Genomic DNA, 21,325 nt, shown 5'->3' with positions numbered 1-21,325 from the left:
GACGCGGGCCGATCCTGGTGCGCGACGAGTAACGATGTTTCAACAAACCCGGAGGCACGGGCACCTTCCTACCGCGCGAGTTGCCTCATGTTCAGCGGTCCTTGGCGGGCCAGGGGGAATCGGCTGGGCGGAGGGAGTCGAAGCCGGGGCCGTTCAGGGCGGTCCAGGCGGCGAGTGAGCCCATCACCAGCACGGGGTTGTGCAGGTGGCCGGCCAGCACGGCGCCGACGACATCGACCAGCGGTGCCCAGACGGTCTCCATGTCCGCCTCCTCGTGCAGGCGGTCGTACACCTCGGTGGACTCGGAGAGGTCCCGCGCCAGGAAGATCCGGACCGCCTCGTCGGTCAGGCCGGGCGACGTGAACGCGTCGACCAGCAGGCGCCAGTCGGCGGCCTTGGTGGCGGCTTCCTCCCAGAGCTCCCGCTCGGCGCCCAGCCGGTACTGCTCGCCCTGTACGTCGAGCAGCCCGGCCGGCGGCTCGAGCAGGCGGTAGCCGACCGGGTGCCGGTACTGCCGGACCAGCAGCATCCGGTTGTTCTCGTCCAGCGCGACCACGCCGACCGCACCGGGGTGGACGACCACGTCCCGGACGAACGGGTCGTGACCGGCCGGCTCGATGTGATCCCGCCGTACCGAGATCACCCGGCCGGTCTCGTGCACCACCTCGGACGAGGCGACCGGCCACTTCTCCGGTACGTCGGCCAGGCCGGCGCCGAACCGCAGTTCGGGGTGGTCCTTCATCGAGCCTTGACCGCGGTCTTGCCGGCTGACGCCTTCTTGGTCAGCGCCGGCTCCTCGACCGGCAGCCGCGACTCCCGCTGGCGCACCAGAGCGGCCGCGATCAGGCCGGAGAACAGCGGGTGCGGCTTGGTCGGCCGGGACCTCAGCTCCGGGTGCGCCTGGGTGGCGACGAAGTACGGGTGCTGCGCCTTGTCGAGCTCGATGAACTCGACCAGCTCGTTGTCCGGCGACAGCCCGCTGAAGACCAGGCCGGCCGTCTCCAGCTTGTCGCGGTACGCGTTGTTCACCTCGTAGCGGTGCCGGTGCCGCTCCTGCACCGACGGAGCGCCGTACAGCTCCCGCACGATCGAGCCATCGGCCAGGTTGGCCGGGTACAGACCGAGGCGCATGGTGCCGCCGAGATCACCGGAACCGGAGACGATGTGCTTCTGCTCCTCCATCGTCGCGATCACCGGCTGCTCGGCGTCCGGGTCGAACTCGCTGGAGTTGGCGTCGACCAGCCCGGCCAGGTCGCGGGCGACCTCGATCACCATGCACTGCAGGCCGAGGCACAGCCCGAGGATCGGGATGCCCTGCTCGCGGGCGAACCGGATCGCGCCGATCTTCCCCTCGATCCCGCGGACGCCGAACCCACCCGGGATGCAGACCGCGTCGACGTCGCCGAGCAGCCGCGCGGCCGCCTCGGGCGTGGCGCACTCGTCGGAGGCGATCCAGCGCAGGTTGACCTTCGCGTCGTTGTCGAAGCCACCGGCCCGCAGCGCCTCCGCGACCGACAGGTACGCGTCCGGCAGGTCGATGTACTTGCCGACGAGCGCCACGGTGACCTGGTCCTTCGGGTGGTGCACGACCCGGAGCAACTCGTCCCAGCGGGTCCAGTCGACGTCGCGGAACGGCAGGTTCAGCCGGCGTACGACGTACGCGTCGAGGCCCTCGGTGTGCAGCACCTTGGGGATGTCGTAGATGCTCGGCGAGTCGACGGCCGCGACCACGGCTTCCACGTCGACGTCGCACATCAGCGAGATCTTCCGCTTCACGCCGTCCGGGATCGGCCGGTCGGAGCGGCAGACGACCGCGTCCGGGGCGATACCGATCGAGCGCAGCGCGGCGACCGAGTGCTGGGTCGGCTTGGTCTTCAGCTCGCCGCTCGGGGCGAGGTAGGGAACCAGCGAGATGTGCAGGAAGAAGACGTTGTCCCGGCCGACGTCGTGCCGGACCTGACGGGCCGCCTCCAGGAACGGCAGTGACTCGATGTCACCGACGGTGCCGCCGATCTCGTGCAGCACGACGTCGACATCCGGGCCGGCCATCGCCAGCATCCGTTCCTTGATCTCGTTGGTGATGTGCGGGATCACCTGGACGGTGTCGCCCAGGTACTCACCGCGGCGCTCCTTGGCGATCACGCTGGAGTAGATCTGGCCGGTGGTCACGTTGGCGACCGCGGACAGATCGCGGTCCAGGAAGCGCTCGTAGTGGCCGATGTCCAGGTCGGTCTCGGCGCCGTCGTTGGTGACGAACACCTCGCCGTGCTGGAACGGGTTCATGGTGCCGGGATCCACGTTGAGATACGGATCCAGCTTCTGCATGGTGACCCGGATGCCCCGTGCCGTCAGCAGACTGCCGAGGCTGGACGCCGTCAGCCCCTTGCCGAGACTGGAGGCCACGCCACCGGTGACGAATACGTGCTTGGTCTGCTGGGAATTCGAAGCCCTGTCCACGGGCCTCCAGCCTACCTCTTGTCAAGCACCGGTCGCGACGAGACCCGCGTAGATGTCCAGCAGATTCTTCGCCACCGCGTCCTCGTCCGGCCAGCGGGCGGCCAGCTCCCGGCCGCGCGTCCGCATAGCGTTCGCGGTTTCCGGTTCCGCGAGTACCGCCCGGACGCCGTCCGCGAGCCCGTCGGCGTCTCCGGGAAACGCCAGTACGGCGCTGTCGTCGACCAGTTCGGGTACGCCGCCGACCGCGGTAGCCACCACGGGTACGCCGACCTGCAGCGCCTCCTGGATGACCAGAGCCCGGGCCTCCCAGTGCGAGGTCAGCAGGAACACATCAGCCGCGCCCAGGAGGTCCGCGACGTCGTTTCGGTGACCGAGGAGGCGTACCGGAAGGTTCTCCGCGTCGATCCGCGCTTGCAGGTTGTCACGCAGCGGACCGTCTCCGACGATCGCGAAGACCACGTCCGGGTTGGACTCCTGCACCAGCGCGGCCACGGACAGTAGCGTCGGGTAGTCCTTTTGCGGAGCCAGCCGGCCAATGGTCAACACGAGAGGTTGGTCGTCGAGGCCCAGTGCTCGGCGGACCTCTGCGGCGGGTGTGCGGGCCTGAGGCATGGCCGGGGCCGCCACCGGAGCCAGACGGGCCTGCCCCGCTCCCAGGCTCTTGGCCAGCTCCACGAGGTCGCTGGAGGCTCCTAGCGTCAGGTCGGCTCCCCTGGCCACCAGCCGCTGCCCCAGCCGCATCACGAGTCCGCGAGGCCCTGGTGCGATCACCGCGTTGTGCCAGGTGACCACCAGTGGCCGTAACCGGGACCTGTCCCGTAGTGCCGCCATGCCGGCCCGGTAGCCGTGGGCGTGGACGACGTCGGCTCCACGCAACGCAGGTGTCTGCGTCACGACCTCCGCAGCACCGAAGTCGAAGTGCTCGGCGGTTCCGGGTGGTGCACACACCACCACCTCGTGGCCGGCGTTCAGGAAGCGCGGCACGAGGGAGGCGACGTGCTGCCCGATCCCGCCCCTCGACTCCGCGAGCAGCAGGCCGATCCTCATTGCGTCTCCTCCACGAGTCCACGACGTCGTAGCGCGCGGACGTCTGCGCGATCCAGTGCCACGGCGACCGCGGCGTACACGACGACTACTGCCAGACCGGACAGCACCGAGAACACCAATGCACTCCCCACTCCGGCGTCGTCAGCAGGCAAGGACACCGCCCAGCCCGCCGCCCCAGCCAGTACGGCGCCGGTCAGCGCAGCTAGCGTGGCACGCCCCAGTCCGGCGAGCACACCGGGTCCAGCTTCCCGGCTGAGCACCGCTAGCAGAGCTAGTGCGCCTAGAACCATTCCGATCGACATAGCAGCCGCCAGCGCCGGCACCGCGTCCCACTCAGCGGTCAGCACCACACCGGCAAGAGCCACTACTACCCAGGCTGCAGAGGTCACCACAGCGACCTGCCGACCCGCATGTCGCGCGTAGAGCACCCGGCCAACATGCATCAAGACTGCAAAGCCGATCGCGGCCGGAGCAAACGCGATCAGGGCGTTGCCCAGTGAGGTTGCCTTGGCCTCCTGCACCGCGCCGTCGTCGTACGCGAAGACTCTCGCGACCGGGATGGCTGTGCCGACCAGCAACGCCGCTCCGGCGCCACCTGCCAGCATCACTGCCCGCGTCGACGTGGCCGCGTAGAAGTCGAAACGCTCCCCTGCCTCATAAGCCGCTGCGAGTCGCGGGAACACGGCTGTGGTGATCGGCACGGCGAGTACGGCGTACGGCAGCAAGTAGACCGCGTTGGCCCAGGTGTAGACGGCAATGCTGCCCGCAACACCCCGGTGGTTGGCCAGATAGGTGGTGACGACAAAGGTGAGCTGTTGTGCAATCAGTACGGCGAGACCGGCCCAGGCGAGCCTTCGCAAAACCGGACCGACACCCGGGTCGAGTCGCAGCGTCGGCCTGATCGGGAGTCGCAGCAACAGCATGGGCACGAGCACAGTAAGCGCCAGCGCGGCGACGCCGGCAGTAGTACCCCAGGCGAGCAGATCGGCCGCACCACGCGAAGCCGAGTCCGCGTTGGGAGCGGCGGACGCGAACAGCAGATAGGTGGCCACCACAACAAGGCTGGAGATGAGTGGAGCCAGCGCGCCGGCCGCGAACCGCTTGTGTGACTGCAGTACGGCGGTGGCGATCACGGCGATCGCATACCCGAAGACCTGTGGCACGAAAATCACCAGCATCCTGGCTGCCGTCGCGGCCGACCCACTGCAGTCGGCACCCGGATCGAGCATCGCATCGGCGTAGGTAGACGCAAGAACCCAAGCCAGCAAGGCGAACGGCGCCAGCAACAGGAAGGACCAGCTCAGCAGTGCACCGATGATGCGTCCCTGTGCGCCGCGGTCCCCACGAGCCACCGGGGCGGCCAGCACCGGAATGACCGCACCGGCCAGTGCCCCACCGGCGACCACCTCGAAGAGGATGTTCGGCAGTTGGTTCGCCGTCGCGTAGGCCTCGGCCAAACAACCGGCGCCGACTGTCTTGGAGAAGACGAGCCACCGGCCGAACCCCACCACCCGCGCGAGAACGGTGACCGCGGCAACGAGTAACGCGGCTTGCGCGATGCGCGCGCCGGTGCCTGAGCCGCCACCTCCCCCGGCGCCGGCCGGGCGCTCCGCGCCCGAGCCGTCCGTGCTCACCTGGGCCTACGGCCCCACTGGTCGATCCTGTCCAGGACCGGGGTCTCGGCGATGACCTTGGTGAAGCTGACCTTCTCGCTGGCCAGGTTCAACACGACCACGGCGCTGAGAGCCAGCGCCTTCAACGGACGCGGCAGCGCGGCGGCGAGCGCCGTACCGGTGATCGCGCCCAGACCGTTGGCACCGCAGTCGCCCAGCATCGACCGCTCACCCAGGTCGGCAGGAGCCGAGGCGGCGGCCGCACCGACGACCGCGCCGGCCGGACCGTTCACCACCGCCAGCGGCGCGTTCACCGCCGTGACCGCCTTCAGCGCCCGGCCCGGCCGCAGGTCGAGCAGGTTGGTGAGGTTCGCCGTACCGGCGATCAAGGCGCCGTCGGCAACGATCCCGGCCACCGCCTTCACCCCGGACGACTTCCGCGGCAACAGCGCGGCGGCGGCGAGACCGGCGGCGCCGACGCCGAGGATCTTCACCGCACCGCTGGTCACCTCACCCCGCTTCAACGCGCTGAGGTGTCCCCGGAATCCCTTGGCCTGCGTGGTTCCGCGCAGGTCGTCGTACGCACCGACCGCGCCAGATATCGAGCCCGCGAGCAGCGCGGCCGCCTTCACCTTGCCGTCGGACCTCGACGCCGCCACGCCGGCCAGCGCACCCAGCACCGCCACCGGGCCCTCCAGCAAGGTGACCGGTTCGCCGCGGTGGTTGGTCCGTTCGAACGGCTCGCGGTTCTCCTTGGGCAGGTTCGCCGCGGCGCGTTCGAGCGCGGCGGTGGCGGCTGCCGCGACGGCAGCGCTCAGAATTCCCACAGTCAGTTGTCCTTCGTCTGTACGTCCGACGGCGCGACACCGTTCTTCGCGTTGATCGCGCCGTACTGACCCGCCTTGCCGCTGGCCTGCTCGGCCAGCGAGAACACGACCGTCGCCTGTCCGGCGGGGATGTCGGCCACGTCCACCGAGGAAACGATCTTGGTCGCGTCGGAGTCACTCCGCAATGCCTTGAGCAGACCGCCGTCGTCCGCGGTCGCCGGCGTACCGGCCACCACCACACCGCCGCTGCCCTGGTCCAGGCCCTCGATGAAGTCCACCGGGTCGTTGTACGAGGAGTTGTCCGGCGCCGGCGTCGGCGGCTTGCCGGCCACCACCACGATCAGGCTGGCCCGGTCCTTGATCTGGGCCGGCTTCAGCGACAGCAGCTTCGAACCGGTCAGGCCGCTGATGATCTTGGTCGACTCGGCGTCGGCGGCCTGGCCCTCCCCCTTGGCCGCGATGCCCCGGCTCAGGATCAGCCCGGCCCGCTGGTACGCCGTACTGTCCGCCGGGAACTCGATGTCCGCGGTGACGAGCTCGGTGACGATCTGCTCGACCAGCTGGCGCTGACCGGCGTCGAACAGCTTGCTGTCCAGCGTGACCCGGGTGGTGATCTGGCCGCCGGCCTTCTCCAGCTGTTCAGTCAGCGCGTTGGTCAGGTCGCCGTCGGCGTTCGGCATGGTGACGACGGCGATCTTCTTGCCGGTCAACTTGCCGTCGATCAGCCCGGCGGTCACGTTGGCGACGTAGTCGTCGCGGAACTTGTCCAGCGCCTTCGCCTCGACCAGCTCGGCCCGCGTGTCGGCCAACTGCTGGCGGTCCCGTTCGGCCTGGCTCGCGACGAGCTCGCTGGTGGTGCCCTTCAGCGGGCCGGCGCCCAGCACCACACCGGCGCCCAGGGCGAAGAAGATCGCCACGATCGAGACGATGTGGTAGCGAAAGTCGATCACGTGAACAGCTCCCGGATCCAGTAGACGAAGTCGCTCCAGCGCGCCCGCAGGATCGACCAGAGCACGTCGTCGGCGCCGATGGCGACCAGCGCCATGCCGAGTGCGAACAGGCCGGCCGCGGCGAGCGCGACCACCTGGAAGGTGGACACCCGGCTGCGGTACAGCCGGCCGACGCCCTTGGCGTCCACCAGCTTGGCACCGACGCGCAAGCGGGTGATGAAAGTACTCGCCATTCCGGCGCGCCCCTTGTCCAGGAACTCCACCAGCGAGTTGTGGGTGCCGACCGCGACGATCAGCGAGGCACCCTTGGAATCGGCCAGCAGCATCGCCACGTCCTCGCTGGTGCCGGCGGCCGGGAACTCGATCGCGTCCACCCCGAGCCGCTCCAGCCGCTCCGAGCCGGGCGCGCGGCCGTCCCGGTACGCGTGCACGACCACCTCGGCGCCGCTCTTCAGCGTCTCGTCCTTGACCGAGTCCATGTCACCGACGATCAGGTCCGGGACGTAGCCGTTCTCGACCAGTGCGTCGGCTCCGCCGTCGACCCCGATCAGCACCGGGCGGTACTCGCGGATGTACGACTTCAACGCGACCAGGTCGTCGCGGTAGTCGTACCCGCGGACCACGATCAGCACGTGCTTGCCGTCCATCGGCGTGTGGATGTCCGGTACGCCGACACCGTCGAGGAGCAGGTCGCGTTCACGGCGCAGGTACTCCAGCGTATTGGCGGTGAACGCCTCCAACTGGGTGGACAGTCCGGCCCGGGCGTCGTCCATCAGCTCCGCGACGGTGGTGCTGTCCTGCGTGATGCCCTTGGCGACGACCTCCTCGCCGCGGTAGAGCGAGCCTTCGTTCAGCCGGACCCGCTCGCCCTCGTGCAGGATCGAGAACACCTCGCGGCCGACCCCGTCGACCAGCGGGATCCCGGCTTCGACGAGGATCTCCGGGCCGAGGTTCGGGTAGCGGCCGCTGATCGAGTCGGCCACGTTCACCACCGCGGCGACCCGGCAGTCGACCAGCGCCTCGGCGCTGACCCGGTCCAGGTCGACATGGTCGATGACCGCGATCTCGCCCGGTTTCAAACGTTTGGTGAGATTCTTGGTACGGCGATCGAGCCGGACCACTCCGGCGATCCCGGGCAGTTCAGTGAGTCGTGCTCTCCGCAGGCTGGGCAGTTTCATCGCGCTCTCATCCTGCCATGTCAAGAGCCCCCTCCCGGTTCATTTACCCCTCGGACCAGACAATCACGCACAGAAATTACGGTGACTGTGCGTCAAATCATCCTTTTGAATGACGTATGACGGCGTCACGGGACGGCTGGCCCCCGTCCACGCCAGGGTCCAGCCGGAGTCCAGCGAACGGACAGCGATGGCCTGCACACCACCCTCACGGCCTGCCGAGGTCCGGCTCGGACTCAGCGCTTCTTGCGTTTGGGTTTGGTACGGCGTTCGGCCGCGAGGGCGAGCAATTCCTCGGCGTGGGCCTGGGCGGCGTCGGAGTTCTCCAGGCCCGCCATCATCCGGGACAGCTCCTTCAGCCGCGCGTCGTCGTCGAGTGCGACCAGACCGCTCGTGGTGACCGAACCGTCGTCACTCTTCAGCACCACCGCGTGACGATCCGCGAACGCGGCCACCTGCGGCAGATGCGTCACCACGATCACCTGCGCCTTCTCGGCCAGCCGCGCCAGCCGTTTGCCCACCTCGACCGCGGCGCGTCCACCGATCCCGGCGTCGATCTCGTCGAACACCAGCGTCGGCACCGGGTGCGTGTCACTCAGGATCACCTCGAGCGCGAGCATCACCCGGGACAGCTCACCGCCGGAGGCCGCCTTCTGCAGCGGCCGCGTCGGGCTGCCCGGATTCGCCGCGAAACAGAACTCGATCTCGTCGATCCCGAACGGCCCCGGCGTCGTCTCGTGCACCTCGATCGACAACGTCGCGTGTGGCATCGCCAGGCCGGTCAGCTCCTCGGACACCGCCACACCCAGCCGCTCGGCCGCCTCCCGGCGCGCTTGCCGGACCTGCTGCCCGAGGTCGGCGAGCTTCGCGTCCAGCTCGGCAAGCTCGGCGGTCAGGTGCTCGACCCGCTCGTCACTGCCGTCCAGCTCGGCCAGGCGGGACGCGGATCGCTTCGCCCAGTCGAGCACCTCGTCCACGGTCCCCTGCTCGGCGCCGTACTTGCGGACCAGGCTGGTCAGCAACGACCGCCGCTCACTCACCACCGCCAGCCGGGCCGGGTCGGTTTCGACGTCAGCGGCGTACGACGAAAGCTCTTGTGCCAGGTCGGCGGCGAGGTACCCGAGCTCGCCGGCCCGATCCGCGAGCTCCGCCAGTTTGGGGTCGTGCTGCCGCTCCGCGTCCAGGACCTGCTTGGCGAGCGCGAGCAGCCCGAGTACGTCGCTCGGCCGGCTGGAATCCAGATCCTCCGCGGCCAGGGCGCCGGCTGCCGTGGTGGCCGCGGTCCGCAGGCCGTCGGCGTACGCGAGACGGTCCTCCTCGGCGGCGAGCTCGATGTCCTCGCCCGGCTGCGGCTCGGCCTTCGCGACCTCGTCGAGCCCGAACCGAAGAAGGTCGGCCTCGGCGAGGCGATCCCGCTGACGGGTAGTCAGCTCGGTCAGCTCGGCCTCGACCTCACGATGCCGCTTGTAGGCGGCGGCGTACTCCTGCAGCGGTACGAGCACCGGCTTCCCGGCGAAGGTGTCGAGGGTCTCGCGCTGTCGGGACGGCTGGAGCAGCCGCCACTGCTCCGCCTGGCCGTGGATCGCGACCAGGTCGCCGGACACCTCGGCCAGCACGGACACCGGAACGGACGCGCCACCGAGGAACGCACGGGAGCGTCCCTCGGAGGAGAGCTCCCGCGCGATCAGCAGCTCGTCGTCGTCCAGCTCACCGCCGCGGTCCTCGGCCTGCTGCACGATCGCCTTCGGTACGGCGCTGGCACGGCCCTCGACCCGGGCGCGACGGGTGCCGTGGCGGACCAGGCCACTGTCCGCGCGCCCGCCGAGCAGCATGTTCACACCGGTCACGACCATCGTCTTACCGGCGCCGGTCTCGCCGGTGACCGCGGTGAACCCGGGATCGAGGTCCAGCGTGGCGTCCTCGATCACGCCCAGCCCGGTAATGCGAATCTCCGAGAGCATGTCAGTGTCCCGTCAGCGGTGATGGTTGCTCGATAGCGGTGTCCAGGTGCGTGCATCGCAAGGCGGAGGGGCGCCCTCGACGCGGGTTTCATCGTGGGTGCTCCTCCAACGCAGCGAGGTACGTGCCTGGGCGCCGATAGCGTGTGACCAGCATCGTTGATGGGGCACTTAGGTCTCCTGTTGTCCGTCGCTGTCGCGCTGACCGTTGGTTGTGCCGTCGCCGTCGCGTTGACCGCTGCTATTGCTGTTGCCGTTGGCTTCGCCGTTGCGTTTGCGCTCGGCAGCGCCGCGCCAGCCGAGCACAGGAAGGTCGAACTTCGCCACCAGCCGGTCGGTGAACGGCGCCTCGTGCGCCCGCGCCAGCCGGACCGGCCGCTTCCCCCGCCGGACCTGGATCTCGGCCCCCGGCGGCACCTCGACCATCCGCCGGCCGTCACACCACAGCACCCCGCGACCGTGCCACGACGGCACCAGCTCGATCGACAGCTGCGACGTCGGCGCCACCACGATCGGCCGGGAGAACAGCGCGTGCGCACTCAGCGGCACCATCAGGATCGCCTCGACCTCCGGCCAGACGATCGGACCGCCGGCCGAGAAGGAGTACGCCGTACTACCCGTCGGCGTGGCCACCACCACGCCGTCACAGCCCCATCGCGACAGCGGCCGGTCGTCCACCTCGACCATCACCTCGAGCATCCGCTCGCGGGCCGCCTTCTCCACGCTCGCCTCGTTCAGCGCCCAGGTGTCGAAGATCAGCTCGCCGTCCAGCCGTACGTCGACCGCCAGCGTCATCCGCTCCTCGACCGTGTAGCTGCGGTCGATCACGACCTGGACGATCCGCTCCAGGTCGTCCACCTCGGCCTCGGCCAGGAAGCCGACATGGCCGAGATTCACCCCGAGCACCGGCGTACCGTGCGGGCGGGCCAGCTCGGCGCCGCGCAGGATCGAACCGTCGCCGCCGAGCACCATGATCAGCTCGACGTCCAGCGCCGCCTTCTCGTGGTCGTCGACGAGCTCCACGGGGTCGAGCTTCAGCGCCTCGGCCTCGTCCGCGAGCAGCCGGACCAGCAGGCCGGCGCCGGTCAGCAGCCGGTGCGCGTCCCGCGCCACCTCGACCGCCTGCTCCCGCCCGGTATGCGTCACCAGCAGCACGCGCCGCGGCTCGTGCTCAACCACCTGGATCCTGCCTCCTTACGGTGCCGATACCTTCCCCGCCCCACCGCCCGGTCAGCGGGGACCGCTCTCGATCGCGGTCTGGAGCATCGTCTCATCGAGAGGCGGTGCGGATCGGCGTATCCACAGGAAGTATTCGACATTTCCTGACGGCCCAGGCAACGGACTGGCCGCGACCCCCTCCACACCCCAGCCCAGTTCTTGCGCCTTGGCGGCCACTGCACGTACGGCGTCGGCGCGCAGTTCGGGGTCGCGAACCACGCCACCCTTGCCGAGCCGCTCCTTGCCGACCTCGAACTGTGGCTTCACCATCAGCACCAGATCGCCATCCGGTTTCACCACGCCGATCAGCGCGGGCAGGACGAGGGTGAGCGAGATGAAGCTGAGGTCGGAGACGACGAGATCAACCGGTTCACCGCCGATGTCGTCGAGGGTCAGCGTGCGAACGTTGGTCCGATCCATCACCGTGACGCGTTCGTCGGTCTGTAGCGACCACACCAGTTGGCCGTAGCCGACGTCGACCGCGATCACGTGCGCGGCTTCGTTGCGCAGCAGTACGTCGGTGAAGCCGCCGGTCGAAGCGCCCGCGTCCAGAGCCCTGCGTCCCTTCACCTGGACGCCGGTGAAGGCTTCGAGCGCGCCGATCAGTTTGTGCGCACCGCGGCTCGCGTAGCCGGGGTCGTCGGTCTCGGAGGTGTCGACGACGATCGGCGCATCCGCCCCGACTCCGGTCGCGGCCTTGGTGGCGACGGTCCCGGAGACCTTCACCCTGCCGGCGGCGATCAGGTCGCTCGCGTGCTCACGGGACCGCGCGAGACCCCGCCGGACCAGCTCCGCATCAAGCCGCGACCGCTTGACTCCCTTGGCCACTCAGAATGTCCGTCTAACGCCGGTCACCGGGCTCGGCGTCGGCCTCCACCAACGCACTCTGCAGGCGCTCATGCAGGTCGGCGTAGACCTCCGCATGCTCCCCGACAGGCCGCTCCCGCAACTCATCCAGCCGCCCCATCGTCTCCTCAACCAACGGATGAGCCCGCTCCTCCTCAAGCCCGTCGTCCCCCGCCGGGTACTCCGGTGCGCCGTTCTCCGCGGGATCCTCGGGTACGACGTCCTCCGCGGAATGACCTGGTGCGACGTCGTCCGCCGGGTACTCCCGTGCGACGTGCTCCGCCGGGTATTCCGGTGCGACGTGCTCCGCCGGGTCCTCGGGTGCGGGTTCTTCGGCGGGCTCGTGCTCGGCGACGGCGGAGTCCGCCGCGAACGGATGCTCGTGCTCCGCCCCCGGCGCCCGGGCGAACTCCGGACCGAACTCCACCTCAGCCGGATCCACATGCGCGACCGGCTCATCCACAGACGCCGCGAACGCCGCCTCGGTGTCCACCTCGCCCTCGTCCGCGTCCTCGCCGTACTGGGCCATCTCCCCGCCGTACTGCGGCTCCTGGGACTCCGCCGGCTCCCCGGCGAACGACTGCTCCCGCGGCTGGCCGGCGGAGAAGTCCTGCGGACCGGGTTCGGCGTCGTAGTCAGGGGTCTCGGGGGTGTCTTCGGACGGGTAGGGGTCGAAGCCCGGCTCGACGTCGGGGTCGACGTCGGGCGGGAACTGCTCGCCCGGGTGCTCGGTCACATCAAGCCTTCTTCGCCGTCTTCTTGACCGCCGTCTTCTTGGCCGCGGGCGTCTTCGCGGCCGCCTGCTTGACCGCAGCCTTCTTCGCCGCCTTCTTCGCAACCGCGGTCTTGGCCGCCGCGCTCTTCGCAGCGGCGTTCTTCGCCGGCACCGGACCCGGCCCCGATGGCACCGCCTCGGCGAGCGCGTCCCCGGCCGGCTCGACCGGCGACGCCGTGGCAGCCGAAGCCGCCGGTGTAGTCGATGCAGCCGATGCAGCCGGTGTGGTCGATGCAGCCGGTGTGGTCGATGCGGCCGAAGCCGCCGTCGCGGTCGCCGCGGCTCGCGCCTCGGCCAGCTCGCTCTCCAGCGTCTGGATCCGGCGCGTCAGCGCGGCGACCTCCTCGGAACGGGCGAACCCGAGCCGCGCCACCGCGCCCTCGACCTCGTTCGTCACGATCGCCTGCAGCAGCTGCCGGTTGCTCTTGCTCGTGGCAACGATCTCGTCGGCCAGGTCGCTCACCTTGGTGGTCAGCCCGGACGTCAGCTTGTCGGCACCGGTCTGCTGCAGCAACGCCTTCGCCGCCGCCTCGGCCCGCTGCTTGGTCACCTCGGTCAACCCGCTCGCCAGTTGTACGTAGCCGCGCAGTGCGTCCATCACCATGACTGCCTCCTCGCTTCGTTCCAGCAACGGTATCGCTTAACCACCGCCATACCACCCACCCCCGCCACCCACCCCTCCGCGCCCCGCCGACCTGCCGTGCCCATTTGGCTGGCTGACCCACAAGGTTGTGGGTTTGGCACCCGTATTCCGGGTGGCAAGCCCCCCATTTGATGGGTCAACCAGCCAAATGTGGACGGGCGGGCGGCCTACTTGTCGAGGCCGATGCGGTGGAGGGCGGCGTCGATGGCGATCGAGCCGGGGGTGGGAGTGGGCTTGGGGAGGGGGCGGCGGCCGCGGCCGGCGCTCTTGGCCGTCTTGGCGGTCGGCTTGGCTGGGGCGTCGACCGCGGCCCACACCGCGGACAGGATCGCGCGCAGACCGTCGTACGGCTCCCCCTCGCCCTTCACGCTGACCGCGCCGTTCACGACCTCAGCCGTCCAGCCTTCGCACGTGTGCCGCGGGCCCTCGACCGTCACGCCCGGCTGCTTCTCCGCCAGGGCTGCCAGGCCGGCCGCGACGTACGTCGGCCGCTGGTTCTTCGGTGCCCGGGCGAGGTCATGCGCGTCGTGGACGCCGGTCGCCACCCACAGACTCGCGATCCCGACCGCGTTCGCGCCCTCGATGTCGGAGTCGAGCCGGTCGCCGATCATCAACGGCCGCTCGGCGTTGAGCCGCTCGATACTCGTCTCCAGCAACGGCCGCTCCGGCTTCCCGGCCACGATCGGATCCACCTCGACGGCGGCCCGGATCGCCTGCACCAGCGTCCCGTTCCCCGGCGCCATCCCCGCGGCCGTCGGGATCGTCAGGTCCAGGTTGGTCGCGTACCACTTCGCGCCCTCGTTGATCGCATGCGCGCCATCCGCGAGCATCACCCAGTTCACATCCGGGTGAAACCCTTGTACGACGGCCACCGGGTGCGCGTCGCTGGTCCGTACCGGGTTCAGCCCGTACTCCTCCAGCGCCGAGGTCAGCCCCTCGCCACCGACCACGAGCACCGGCGATCCCTTCGGGAACTCGCCCGCGATCAGCTTCGCCGCCGCCTGCGCGGACGTCACCACGTCTTCGGCGATCACATCCAGCCCGAAAGACGCGAGATGCTCGGCGACGACCCGCGCCGGCCGGCTCGCGTTGTTGGTGATGTAGCCGATCCGCAGGCCCTCCTTGGCCGCTTTGCGCAGGTTCTCCGGCGCGTCCGGCACCGGGTCCGGCCCGACGTACACGACACCGTCGAGGTCGAGCAGCGCGACGTCGTACCGGCTGGCGAGCGGTTCGTCACACGCCGACAGCGGCGCGGGCGCAGTTCGTTCCGTGCTCATGCTTCCCCCCGTACGATTCCGCCCATGCCAGCAAGCGGGCCGGAGTCGAGCGGGAGCGTGTTGCGGCTCGAACCGTTGCGCGCCTGGCGGTTCGTAGCCGGCAAGGTGAGCGCGCTCGGCGCCGTCACGTCCCCGCCGTACGACGTACTGGAACCCGCCATCGTCCGGCGGCTGACTGATTCTGATCTGCACAACATGGTGAGGCTCATCCTTCCACGCGATCCGGAGCTCGGTCCCGGCCGGTACGACGAGCCCGCGCGACGACTGGCCGAGTGGCAACGCGCCGGTGTGGTGATCCAGGACCAGCGGCCCGCGCTGTACGTCTACGAGCAGCGACTGGGCGACGCTCTACTGTGCGGCCTGGTCGGTTCACTCGGCCTGGACCCGACCCGGAAAGTGGTGCTGCCGCACGAGAATGTGATGCGGCACTGGGTCGACGACCGGCTCGAGCTGATGAAGGCGACCGACGCCGATCTGGAGCCCATCCTGCTCGCGTACGGCGATGGCGGCGCGGCCAGCGACGCAGTCGACGACGCACGCTCGGGCGAGCCGTGGGTCGTGGCGGACACGGACAATGGCGCGCACCACCGGATCTGGCGGATCGACGACCCGTCGACGCTGGAGATGATCGCGGCCGAGCTCGCCGGACACGAGGCGCTGATCGCGGACGGCCACCACCGGTACGCCGCCTACCTGGAACGGCGTCGGCGCGAAGCAGGTCGACCAGGCACTGACACGGGTCTGGCGATGCTGGTCGACTACAACCGCCATCCACTCACGCTGGACCCGATCCACCGCGTCATACCGGGTCTCGACCTCGCCACCATCACCTCTCGTACGCCGGAAGGCTGGCAAGTGCTGCCTGGTCGAGTAGACCGCGTGCCGGACCGGATCGCAGTCACTGACGGGTCGGACTGGGTGACGCTGCGCTCTACGGCGGGGCAGGGGGCTCCGACAGTCGCACTGCTGCACGACGTACTGTTGCCGGCTTGGGGCGTGGTGGAGGAGGACATCACCTTCCACCACACGCTGGCGGACGCACTGGCCCTGGCTGGGCCTCAGCAAGCCGTCGTGGAGCTCACGGCGCCCCGGATGGACCAGGTACTACGGTCAGCGCTGCAGGGCGTCGTGCTGCCGCAGAAGGCGACGTCGTTCGGGCCTAAGCCGCGAGTGGGGCTGCTGTTCCGGACACTCTGACTACGGTCGGTGGTACAGACTGAGGAACTCCTCGCGCAGGGGCTTGCGGGCCGCACGATGGCGCTCTGTGAGCCGGCCAAGGCTGAACGACAGCTCTGGGTCGTCCTGCGCGGCTGCATCCCTGGCCATCGCGGTCAGCGCGTCCGCGGCGGCACAGTGGTCCTGGTGCAGGCCGAGTAGCTCCTGGTACTTCGCGGCATGGCTGGCCGTCTCCCTGGCCTCGTCCCCGAGTACGGCGGCACTGGTGTCGGCGGCGTACCGGACTCGCTTGGCCAGCAGCCGTACCTCGTGCCAGTCGTGGTCCGCAGTCCATGGCTTCAGCTTGTCGGCCTCCTGCGTGAAGGTGCGGTTGGCGGCGTTCAGCAGCTGCGGCAGGACTTCGCTGCACGGCTTGTTGGCGCTTGGCTTGAGCAGCGGGGATGCGGCGACCGCGTCCAGGGTCTGCAGCAGGAGCGCCGTACTCTCGCCTGTCACGACCTCCGTCGACCGCGCAGCCGCCCGGTCCAGTCCGACGGTGAGCGTGGTCAGGATCGTGTCGACGTGCTCCTGGTCGTCCTCGCTGGTCGCGGTCTCGCGTACGAGGGCCGCGATCACCTCGAGATCCCGCGCCTCACCACACGCGTTCGCCAGCGCGGCCAGCTCGCCGCGAAGCGCCGGAGCCCACTCCCCGGCCAGCAACTTCCGGAACAGCTTCAGATCACTCCGCAACCGCCGGCAAGCCACGCGCACCTGGTGGATCGCGTCATCCTCCGCCTTCTCCACCATCAGCACAGCCCGCTGCAGCCGACTCGTCCCCTTCGTGAGCGCGCTGACCACCAACACCCCCACCGGAGCTTCCGCCGACAAGGCCCCACCCCAACCATCCAAGCTCTCCACCATCGCGCCATTCTCCCCGCCACCCCGAACCCCAGCACCCCACCCGCGCGCCGCGTCCCCAACCGCAGTCAGCCGCGGATACGCGCCACACGTCGTCGGCAAGCCTCCAGCTCCCGACCAGCACCTTGCCGGGGCCGCGGATCACGGCCGGCTGAGAATCGGAGTCACCACCGGCTCCACCCACGACCAGACCGCGTGGTGCCGGATCGCTGCGGACGGCTATGTCGACCGCCTTGGTGTCCTGGGCGAACAGGTACCGCCAGCCGGCGTCCCCGCCCGCACCCGACCCGCGACCCGCGACCAGCGCGCAGCGCGGAGGCGCGGTCAGTCCGCGGGCTTCCCGGCAGGAGACTCGAACCTCACCACGCCACGGACCGCCCCGACCAGCAACCCGGCAGCGGGAATCCTCGCCCCACCTCACGCATCGTGCCCCGCGCGCAGCGCGGGGCACGATCGCGGTCAGTCCTCGGGCTTCTCGGTGGGAGGCTCGACCTCACCGTCGAGGGCGTCGTCGACAACGCCTTCGAGCTCGACGTCGTCGGACTCATCGTCCTGCTGGTTGTCCACCTCGTCGGAGGCGCCGGCCTGCTCGCCGGAGGCGTCCTGGTGCTGGTCGTCCGCCTGGTCGGAGACGTCGTCCAGCTCGTCGGAGACGTCGGCCTGCTCGTCATCCACCTGGTCGGAGACGTCGGCCTGCTCGTCATCCGGCTCGTCGGAGACGTCCGCTAGGGCCTCGGCCTTCTCGTCGGAGACGTTGGCCTGCTCGTCGTACGTCTCGTCCTCGTAGTCGTCGGCTTCGTCGAGGTCGGTGAATTCGAGGCCTTCCAGTTGGGCGGCGCGTTCGGCGGCTCCGGTGGTGCCTTCCGCGTCGACGCCGGCGGCGCGGTGGAACCAGATCAGCGCGTCGTCGGTACGGCCGGCTTCCTCGAGCGCGTCGGCGTACGCGTAACGCAGCCGCGGCAGCCATTCGGCCCGGGTGCGCTTGGTCAGCTCCGGCACCTCGAGCGTCTGGATCGCCGCCGCCGTCTGGCCCAGATCGCGCCGCGCGCCGGCCGCGACGATCAGCAGCTCGATCTGCGTCGCCTCCGACAGGTCCCGCGCGTGCTTGTCCCGCGTCAGCGTCAGCGCCTTCTCCGGCCGCCCGAGTGCCCGCTCGCAGTCCGCCATCATCGCGAGCACCTCGTGGTTCCCGGTCATCCGCCGTACCGCCCGGAACTCCGTCAGCGCCTCGTCGTAATGCTCAGCCAGGTACGCCGTGATCGCCACAGCCTCCCGTACGCCGCCAAGCCGGGCAGCCAGCCGTCGCGCCGTCCGGGCATGCAGATACGCGCGCTCCGGATCGTCGTCGAGGAAGCGCCCCGAGGCGACCAGGTGCTGTGCGACCAGGTCGGCGAGACCGCGCGGCAGCGATCGCAGCTCGGCCTTCACCGAACGGTCCAGCTCAGCGCCGGTGATCCCCTCGGGAATCGAAGGATCATCCTTCCGCGGCCCAGCCTTCTCCTCGACGTTCCGCTCTACCCGGCGACCGCCCTCGTCGCGGCGGAACCCACCGCGCCCACCACGCTCGTCCCGTCCGCCCCGCTCATCCCGCCGGAACCCGGAACGACCGCCACCCCGCGAGTCACCACCCCGCTCATCACGCCGACCCGGCCCGCGCTCTCCCCGGCCCGGCGCCGCACCCCGGTCCGTCCGAACCCCATCCCGCCGCTCATCGCGCCGAGCACCGTCACGCCCGCCCCGCTCGTCACGGCCACTCTGCTGGCCGCGGTCATCACGCCGGTAACCGCCACCTGCGCCGCCGCGGTCGTCCCCTCGGTAACCGCCGCCCGCGCCGCGGTCATCCCGTCGGTACCCGCCACCTGCACCGGCGCGCTCGTCCCGCCCAAAGCCTTCGCGCCCACCGCGCTCATCACGGCCGCCCTGCTGGCCACGGTCATCACGCCGGTATCCGCCGCCTGCCCCGCCGCGATCATCACGCCGGTAGCCGCCGCCTGCCCCGCCGCGATCATCGCGCCGGTAGCCACCGCCTGCACCAGCGCGGTCGTCCCGCCCGAAGCCGTCACGGCCGCCCCGCTCGTCACGGCCACCTCGGTCATCGCGGCTGCCGCGGTCGTCGCGTCGGTAACCGCCGGCGCCGGCGCGGTCGTCCCGGCGAGCGCCCTCACGTCCGCCGCGCTCGGCGCGGTCGTCGCGACGGAAGCCGCCACCTGCGCGATCGTCGCGGCTGTCGGTACGTCGGTAGCCGCCAGAGCGGTCGTCACGGCCGGCTCCACGTCCACCGCGGTCGTCACGCTCTCCACGCCCGGGCAGTTGACCGCCGAACGGGTCCCGCTCGGTCTTGTCATCGCGTCGAGAACCGGCAAACCCACGCCTGTTTTCCGTGCGGTTGTCGTCGCGGTCCCGGTCGCCGTACGACCCACCCGTACGCGAGCCACCACGCGGCGCACCTGTCCGCGGACTGTCACCCCGGCTGGAAGCCCCTCGATACCCACCGGAAGCCTGACCGCCGCTCGAACCCGCCCGGCTGCCAGGGCCTCCGGAACGCCCGCCGCCCGAGCCACCAGCGCGGCCACCACCCGAGCCACCAGCACTCGAGCCGGACCGTCCGCCGCTGAAACCCGGACGCCCGCCGGAACCGGACCGCTCTCCCCCGAAGCCTGAACGCCCGGAGCCCGAGCGCCCCCCACCGTCACGACCGGAACGGCCGCTACCTCCGGAGGAACCGCGACGGTCCCCGGAACCGGAGCGAGGATTGCGAGGTGGCGTAGCCACGTTGACTCCTAAGATGCTGTAGCTCGATCGAGCGGCTGCGCCGCAGTCGTCTGCAGCACACGGACAAAGAACAAAGGTACCGCCGCCAGCCCCCGACCCAGACATCCGCTCCTGCGCGTAGGCCCGCAGGAGCTCACCCGGCCCGCAGTCGAGCGGTGCAGACCGTTTGTGGACACGGGTCACCGCAACACAGTCGGTCATGAGGGCCAAACAGTCGGTGGCGAAGCACGCAGCGCCACTGCTCACCAGGGAGCGACCCAGCCGTGCACAGCCGCCGTGCGCAGCGGGCGGACGGCCGCCCCGGCCAGAGACACGACTCGGACAACGCCCGTCGGGCTGCGTGCGGGGCCTAGGCGCCCTACACACACCGCGCACGGCGACGCGTGGCCATCGGCCGGACTGCGCAAGCGGCAGCACCCCTGGACAGGGGCAGTGTCAGCGGACAACAGCTAAGGCAAGACGCAGCGACCGTAAACGACCGGGCGACCCCGTCGTGGCGAGCGAGCTTGCGCCCCGGGCGTAGACACGGACCCGGACAAATGCCCGTCGGGCTGGGTGCGGGGCCTCAGGCGCCCCAGCCAGAGCGTGCACGGCGACCGTGGACGATGGCTTGGACTGCGTAAGCGGCAGCGACCGCACACCAGCGATCGGGCGATCCCTTCGTGGCCAGCGAGCGTGCGTCCCGGGCGTAAACATGGCCCGGAGAATGCCCGTCTGGCTGCGTGCGGGGGCCCAGGCGCCCCAACAGGCCGTGCACAGCGACTGTGGACGACGGCCAGCGGCGGGAACAGCCGCGGCTGTCGTGGTGGTTGCCAGCGCCAGCGCGGCGGCGGTACCGGCGAGCATCCGTGGACGATGGCTTGGCCGGCGCCGGCGGCAGCGACGGTACACAGCGCCCGGGCGACCCCGTCGCGGCCAGCGGGCGGGCGCCGCACCGTAGACACGCCCTGGACATGCCAGGGGATTGGGAGTGGGGCGCCAGAGCGTGCACGGCGACCGTGGCCGACGGACATCGGCTGGACTGTGCAAGCGGCATCGGACAACAGCCAGCGCAAGCGGCGACGACCGGGCGACCCCGCCGTCGCCAGCGGGCCGGGCGTCCCGGCCGTAGACACGACCCGGGCAATGCCCGTCGGGCTGCGAGCGGGGCCTCAGGCGCCTCAACAGACCGTGCACAGGGAGCGTGGACGACGGCCGGCGGCGGGAACAGCCGCGGCTGTCCTGGCAGGTCCCCGCGCGGCGCAGTGGCGGTCCCCGTCAGCGCTGCGGGGTTACGGTGCCAGCACCGTGTCGGGGGTTTGGGGGGAATTGTTAAGGGCCACCCCATTGGGGTGGCCCTTAACAGTGTGAATGTCCGGCGGCGTCCTACTCTCCCACGACCTCCCGGTCGCAGTACCATCGGCGCTGTCGGGCTTAACTTCCAGGTTCGGAATGGAGACTGGGTGTTTCCCCGACGCTATGGCCACCGAAACTCTATGAAAATATCAACCAACCACTCTTGCGGTGTCACAACACCCTCGGGTGTTGGTTGCTGGGGTTGACCGTATTTCGGGAACCGTACAGTGAACGCGAGTTACTTCGTAAGCGCAGCTTGGATTCGTTGTCCACCTGTGGTGGTGTGTGACAAGCCCTCGGCCTATTAGTACCAGTCAGCTACACACGTTGCCGTGCTTCCACTTCTGGCCTATCAACCC

Annotated in this window: 17 protein-coding genes and 2 rRNA genes; 1 reads left to right on the top strand and 18 read right to left on the bottom strand. The window is 70.1% G+C overall.

All coding sequences use genetic code 11. The features are described 5' to 3' along the window. Positions 1 to 91 precede the first annotated feature (91 nt). From AB0F43_RS28345 to AB0F43_RS28285, 13 genes are all read right to left on the bottom strand, one after another. Positions 92 to 742, bottom strand: coding sequence for an NUDIX hydrolase (locus AB0F43_RS28345; RefSeq protein WP_360483272.1), 651 nt, complete (start codon positions 740 to 742; stop codon positions 92 to 94). Further along, positions 739 to 2,457, bottom strand: coding sequence for a CTP synthase (locus AB0F43_RS28340; RefSeq protein ID WP_360483269.1), 1,719 nt, complete (start codon positions 2,455 to 2,457; stop codon positions 739 to 741). The genes AB0F43_RS28345 and AB0F43_RS28340 overlap by 4 nt, the downstream gene beginning before the upstream one ends. A 21-nt stretch (positions 2,458 to 2,478) precedes the next feature. After that, complete coding sequence (locus AB0F43_RS28335; RefSeq protein ID WP_360483266.1) at positions 2,479 to 3,504, bottom strand: glycosyltransferase family 4 protein; 1,026 nt, start codon at positions 3,502 to 3,504, stop codon at positions 2,479 to 2,481. Further along, on the bottom strand, positions 3,501 to 5,138 hold the full coding sequence (locus tag AB0F43_RS28330; protein ID WP_360483263.1) for a lipid II flippase MurJ: 1,638 nt from the start codon (positions 5,136 to 5,138) through the stop codon (positions 3,501 to 3,503). Before AB0F43_RS28330 ends, AB0F43_RS28335 begins: the two co-directional genes overlap by 4 nt. Then, on the bottom strand, positions 5,135 to 5,944 hold the full coding sequence (locus tag AB0F43_RS28325; protein ID WP_360483261.1) for a hypothetical protein: 810 nt from the start codon (positions 5,942 to 5,944) through the stop codon (positions 5,135 to 5,137). The genes AB0F43_RS28330 and AB0F43_RS28325 overlap by 4 nt, the downstream gene beginning before the upstream one ends. Before the next feature lie 2 nt (positions 5,945 to 5,946). Further along, on the bottom strand, positions 5,947 to 6,894 hold the full coding sequence (locus AB0F43_RS28320; protein ID WP_360483258.1) for a copper transporter: 948 nt from the start codon (positions 6,892 to 6,894) through the stop codon (positions 5,947 to 5,949). Further along, positions 6,891 to 8,072, bottom strand: a complete 1,182-nt coding sequence (gene steA / locus AB0F43_RS28315; RefSeq protein WP_360483255.1) for a putative cytokinetic ring protein SteA — start codon at positions 8,070 to 8,072, stop codon at positions 6,891 to 6,893. The genes AB0F43_RS28320 and steA overlap by 4 nt, the downstream gene beginning before the upstream one ends. A 233-nt stretch (positions 8,073 to 8,305) precedes the next feature. Continuing rightward, positions 8,306 to 10,030, bottom strand: coding sequence for a DNA repair protein RecN (gene recN, locus AB0F43_RS28310; protein WP_360483253.1), 1,725 nt, complete (start codon positions 10,028 to 10,030; stop codon positions 8,306 to 8,308). A 168-nt stretch (positions 10,031 to 10,198) separates the two neighbouring features. Beyond that, complete coding sequence (locus tag AB0F43_RS28305) at positions 10,199 to 11,206, bottom strand: NAD kinase (protein ID WP_360483250.1); 1,008 nt, start codon at positions 11,204 to 11,206, stop codon at positions 10,199 to 10,201. Positions 11,207 to 11,257: 51 nt separating this feature from the next. Beyond that, complete coding sequence (locus tag AB0F43_RS28300) at positions 11,258 to 12,073, bottom strand: TlyA family RNA methyltransferase (RefSeq protein WP_360483247.1); 816 nt, start codon at positions 12,071 to 12,073, stop codon at positions 11,258 to 11,260. 13 nt (positions 12,074 to 12,086) lie between these two features. Next, positions 12,087 to 12,827: a hypothetical protein gene (locus AB0F43_RS28295; protein WP_360483244.1), complete on the bottom strand. Its 741-nt coding sequence runs from the start codon at positions 12,825 to 12,827 to the stop codon at positions 12,087 to 12,089. A gap of 1 nt (position 12,828) precedes the next feature. Next, positions 12,829 to 13,470, bottom strand: a complete 642-nt coding sequence (locus AB0F43_RS28290) for a polyhydroxyalkanoate synthesis protein PhaF (protein WP_360483241.1) — start codon at positions 13,468 to 13,470, stop codon at positions 12,829 to 12,831. Between the two features lie 206 nt (positions 13,471 to 13,676). Continuing rightward, a complete protein-coding gene (locus AB0F43_RS28285; RefSeq protein ID WP_360483238.1) occupies positions 13,677 to 14,786 on the bottom strand; it encodes an HAD-IIA family hydrolase in 1,110 nt (369 codons plus the stop codon). Between the two features lie 24 nt (positions 14,787 to 14,810). Here AB0F43_RS28285 and AB0F43_RS28280 point away from each other — a divergent pair, with 24 nt between their 5' ends. Beyond that, positions 14,811 to 15,983 carry a DUF1015 domain-containing protein gene (locus AB0F43_RS28280; RefSeq protein WP_360483235.1) on the top strand — a complete coding sequence of 391 codons (1,173 nt, stop codon included), beginning with the start codon at positions 14,811 to 14,813 and terminating at the stop codon, positions 15,981 to 15,983. Here the strand turns inward: AB0F43_RS28280 and AB0F43_RS28275 are convergent, their stop codons facing one another. From AB0F43_RS28275 to AB0F43_RS28255, 5 genes are all read right to left on the bottom strand, one after another. Next, the gene (locus AB0F43_RS28275; RefSeq protein ID WP_360483233.1) at positions 15,984 to 16,862 is read right to left on the bottom strand and encodes a CHAD domain-containing protein; all 879 of its coding nucleotides are present in this window, start codon (positions 16,860 to 16,862) and stop codon (positions 15,984 to 15,986) included. Between the two features lie 456 nt (positions 16,863 to 17,318). Then, on the bottom strand, positions 17,319 to 18,287 hold the full coding sequence (locus tag AB0F43_RS28270; RefSeq protein WP_360483231.1) for a hypothetical protein: 969 nt from the start codon (positions 18,285 to 18,287) through the stop codon (positions 17,319 to 17,321). 86 nt (positions 18,288 to 18,373) lie between these two features. Then, a complete protein-coding gene (locus AB0F43_RS28265) occupies positions 18,374 to 19,228 on the bottom strand; it encodes a hypothetical protein (RefSeq protein ID WP_360483228.1) in 855 nt (284 codons plus the stop codon). Between the two features lie 1,755 nt (positions 19,229 to 20,983). After that, positions 20,984 to 21,101 (bottom strand): 5S ribosomal RNA (gene rrf, locus AB0F43_RS28260). A 149-nt stretch (positions 21,102 to 21,250) separates the two neighbouring features. Beyond that, a 23S ribosomal RNA gene (locus AB0F43_RS28255) occupies positions 21,251 to 21,325 on the bottom strand; the annotation flags it as partial.

Source organism: Kribbella sp. NPDC023972, from assembly GCF_040639075.1.
In the GTDB taxonomy this organism is placed as follows: Bacteria; Actinomycetota; Actinomycetes; order Propionibacteriales; family Kribbellaceae; genus Kribbella.
Note: the sequence above shows the minus strand (reverse complement) of the source record. Positions and strands in the feature narration are given on the sequence as shown.

What these genes read in the sequence shown, in the direction of transcription:
- AB0F43_RS28290 (WP_360483241.1), bottom strand. Translation starts at nt 13,470, where the DNA reads ATGGTGATGGACGCACTGCGCGGCTACGTACAACTGGCGAGCGGGTTG.
- AB0F43_RS28335 (WP_360483266.1), bottom strand. Translation starts at nt 3,504, where the DNA reads ATGAGGATCGGCCTGCTGCTCGCGGAGTCGAGGGGCGGGATCGGGCAG.
- AB0F43_RS28285 (WP_360483238.1), bottom strand. Translation starts at nt 14,786, where the DNA reads ATGAGCACGGAACGAACTGCGCCCGCGCCGCTGTCGGCGTGTGACGAA.
- AB0F43_RS28345 (WP_360483272.1), bottom strand. Translation starts at nt 742, where the DNA reads ATGAAGGACCACCCCGAACTGCGGTTCGGCGCCGGCCTGGCCGACGTA.
- recN (WP_360483253.1), bottom strand. Translation starts at nt 10,030, where the DNA reads ATGCTCTCGGAGATTCGCATTACCGGGCTGGGCGTGATCGAGGACGCC.
- AB0F43_RS28280 (WP_360483235.1), top strand. Translation starts at nt 14,811, where the DNA reads ATGCCAGCAAGCGGGCCGGAGTCGAGCGGGAGCGTGTTGCGGCTCGAA.
- AB0F43_RS28275 (WP_360483233.1), bottom strand. Translation starts at nt 16,862, where the DNA reads ATGGTGGAGAGCTTGGATGGTTGGGGTGGGGCCTTGTCGGCGGAAGCT.
- steA (WP_360483255.1), bottom strand. Translation starts at nt 8,072, where the DNA reads ATGAAACTGCCCAGCCTGCGGAGAGCACGACTCACTGAACTGCCCGGG.